The following is a 2886-nucleotide window of genomic DNA, read 5'->3' as shown; positions in this document are numbered from 1 at the left end:
GCCGCCCTTTTCGTACGTGTTTCACTTGCTTTCATGGCAAGCTTCACACATTATTTCTCCTTCATTTCTTAAGTAGGATTTTACTTCTGCAAACCCTTTCATAATTGGGTAACGTAATTTCACATAAACGACATCGTTGCCGTTAATTTCTTTCCCGCAACTAGCACATTCGGGTGCTCGGTTTACCAATTGCTCCACCTCCACATGTATGTCATTCCCCTTTTCTACGGTCTACTTCGATAAAAGTTCCCGAATTTCCTATTCTTTTTGGATATTTCATTTTAAAAGGTAATATCCAGTTCCCCTTTAATATCATGGAGCAGCTCTTTATGCTTTTCTTTCGAGACTGCCGGTCTTTTTCTGAGTTGATTGATATCCTTATGAGTAAAGATAAAAGTGCCATTCTTTAAAATGTAAAATCCATATTCCATAGAATCTCCGCTTTCAAGTTTTTCATTTTCAGAAAACCCAAACATATAGGTTGGTTGTGACTTTATAGTCTGAAAAAGACTTGTACTCGCCGCTTCTTCTAACGGTAAGCCATTAACCTTTTGTAAAATGGATTCGATCTTAGAATGATCTGTCACCATCTTTGTACGCTCTTCCGACGACTCATGACCTTCAACCTTTTGAATAAATAAGGTGTTTGCAAAGCTCGGCTGCTCAATTTGAACTTCTTTTGCAGAAGATGTGGAACATGCGGTTAGAATCAATATCAAAACAAGACTGGAATATATTTTAGCAGTACGATTCATAGAGTCAGTCCATCCCCTTTTCAAAAAAATATGAAAAGTAATCGTGGTTGAACGTCTAGTTCCAGAGTTCTAAATGCTTTCCTATTGGTTCTGATGAACACTATTCATTGTTCTTCGGTTTACTCTTTTTCATCACTTGGTAAATATTTCGTAATCCAACCAGGATCAATAAAATAAACGCGACTGTCCTGACCTCAAAACCATTCTCCATATAGACTGCACTTAAATATATAAAAATAGAGGCTGCAGATATTAATACGATGTTAGCTATGAGAATGATAATATTTTTCGAGTTCATACCTTCTCTCCTATTCTCCATTAATCTTATCGCTTCTTCTATTTTCCATAACAATTATTTCAAATTTTCATAGTCCTGACAAATGAACATTCTCCAAACAGGTGATATACCTGTAATCGGAATAAAATTGACTTAAAATTATGATAATGGTATTGTGGTTGTTTATGAACTGAAAATCAATTACTATAGAAATAGCGAATTTTTTTATTGAGGAGCGTATTTATGAAACCATCCATTTATGGATTGACGTTTGATCAATTGACGGACTGGATGATTGAGCATGGGGAGAAGAAGTTCCGCGCGAAGCAGGTATGGAACTGGCTCTACCAAAAACGTTTAACAGATTTTTCTCAAATGAAAAACCTGAACCAATCTTGTATCGATCTGCTCGATCAACACTTTACAATTGAAACGTTAACCGAAGAAATCAAGCAGGAATCACAAGATGGCACAATCAAGTTCTTGTTCAAACTTGATGATGGAAACGTCATTGAAACGGTTCTGATGCGATTCAACTACGGACTTTCCGTATGTGTGACGACTCAAGTCGGTTGTAATATCGGCTGCTCGTTCTGTGCCAGCGGTATATTGCGTAAGAATCGTGATTTGACAGGCGGCGAAATCGTGGAACAGATCATGCAAGTGCAACAGCACCTAGACAAGCAAGGAAAAGATGAGCGTGTCAGTCACATCGTAGTCATGGGTATTGGTGAACCATTCGATAACTACGACAACTTGATCGACTTCTTGAAAGTCGTCAATGATAAAAAAGGCTTATCCATCGGCGCTCGTCACATCACCGTTTCCACGAGTGGCATCGCACCTAAAATGTACGAGTTTGCGGATGAAGGGATCCAGATCAATCTGGCTCTATCCATTCACGCACCGAATAATGAACTTCGTTCTCGTATCATGAAGATCAATAAGGCTTATCCGTTAGAAAAGCTGATGCCGGCGATCGACTATTATTTAGAAAAAACGAATCGACGGATTACGTTTGAATATATATTATTAAAGGACGTGAACGATCACGTAAAAGAAGCCCATCAACTCGCGGACCTGCTGATGGACAAGCGCCACTTATCGTATGTGAACTTGATTCCATACAATCCAGTAGCCGACCATCCGTACGAGCGAAGTGAAAAGGAAGCAATCCTGTCGTTTTATCAAACCTTGATGGACCGCGGCATTAAATGCGGCGTTCGTACAGAGCACGGAACGGATATCGATGCTGCATGTGGTCAACTTAGAAGTAAACAAATCGAAAAAGAAAAAGCACGCAAGAAGAAAATGCAAGCAAACTAAAAGCATGAGGCAAACCGCCTCATGCTTTTTTATTCATTCTTATCCGTCTCCTCACTCTGCTCTTTTTCGAAACCGGCCGATGACTCCAAGGGGGCTGTACCAATATTTAATTTTCCGCTAAGATCCTTCACACCTAGCTGGGCAATGTTGTTGATCGTAATCAATTTATCCAGCGTGAGATTATCGACGAAAATCCGGGGACTGGGGTCCTTATTCGGGGAAACCGGGCCTTTTCTTTCCTTCTCTTGTGCTAATTCTTTTTCTAAGCGCTGAATTCTGCTGCGCATTTTATTCATTTCTTCTTCAAATGCTTCAAACGTCTCCTTTAAATAGTTGTCCAAATATTTCACAATTTTTTTCTCTATTTCTTTCAATTGACGGTTCGACATTTGATTGAACTTTTCATTTTGAAGAATGGTATCAATATGTACTTTCTGCTTATTTTGTTGCTTTTCAAGGGTCAAGAGGTGTTCTTTCATTTCCTCGATTAATTGTAAGTGCGTCTTTTTTTTCATTTTGTGTCATCAC

The 2886-nt window shown here is 38.9% G+C and carries 5 protein-coding genes; 1 reads left to right on the top strand and 4 read right to left on the bottom strand.

Annotated features, from left to right (window positions below; translation table 11 throughout):
- Window positions 1-21: 21 nt before the first annotated feature.
- The 3 genes from LD39_RS02890 to LD39_RS02880 all read right to left on the bottom strand — a co-directional run bounded on the left by LD39_RS02890 (window position 22) and on the right by LD39_RS02880 (window position 1053).
- Window positions 22-189: a hypothetical protein gene (locus LD39_RS02890; protein WP_035542704.1), complete on the bottom strand. Its 168-nt coding sequence runs from the start codon at window positions 187-189 to the stop codon at window positions 22-24.
- Between the two features lie 92 nt (window positions 190-281).
- Entirely contained in the window at window positions 282-755 is a 474-nt protein-coding gene (locus LD39_RS02885; RefSeq protein ID WP_035542703.1) for a hypothetical protein, read from the bottom strand.
- Window positions 756-855: 100 nt separating this feature from the next.
- Complete coding sequence (locus LD39_RS02880; RefSeq protein ID WP_035542702.1) at window positions 856-1053, bottom strand: hypothetical protein; 198 nt, start codon at window positions 1051-1053, stop codon at window positions 856-858.
- 222 nt (window positions 1054-1275) lie between these two features.
- Between LD39_RS02880 and rlmN the strand changes: the two genes are divergently transcribed.
- A complete protein-coding gene (gene rlmN / locus LD39_RS02875; RefSeq protein ID WP_035542700.1) occupies window positions 1276-2358 on the top strand; it encodes a 23S rRNA (adenine(2503)-C(2))-methyltransferase RlmN in 1083 nt (360 codons plus the stop codon).
- Window positions 2359-2387: 29 nt separating this feature from the next.
- On the opposite strand, the gene LD39_RS02870 is transcribed toward rlmN, so the two are convergent.
- On the bottom strand, window positions 2388-2873 hold the full coding sequence (locus LD39_RS02870; protein WP_035542699.1) for a hypothetical protein: 486 nt from the start codon (window positions 2871-2873) through the stop codon (window positions 2388-2390).
- Window positions 2874-2886: the final 13 nt, after the last annotated feature.

The organism is Halobacillus sp. BBL2006 (assembly GCF_000786645.1).
In the GTDB taxonomy this organism is placed as follows: domain Bacteria; phylum Bacillota; class Bacilli; order Bacillales; family Halobacillaceae; genus Halobacillus.
This window is presented reverse-complemented; position numbering and strand designations above follow the sequence as displayed.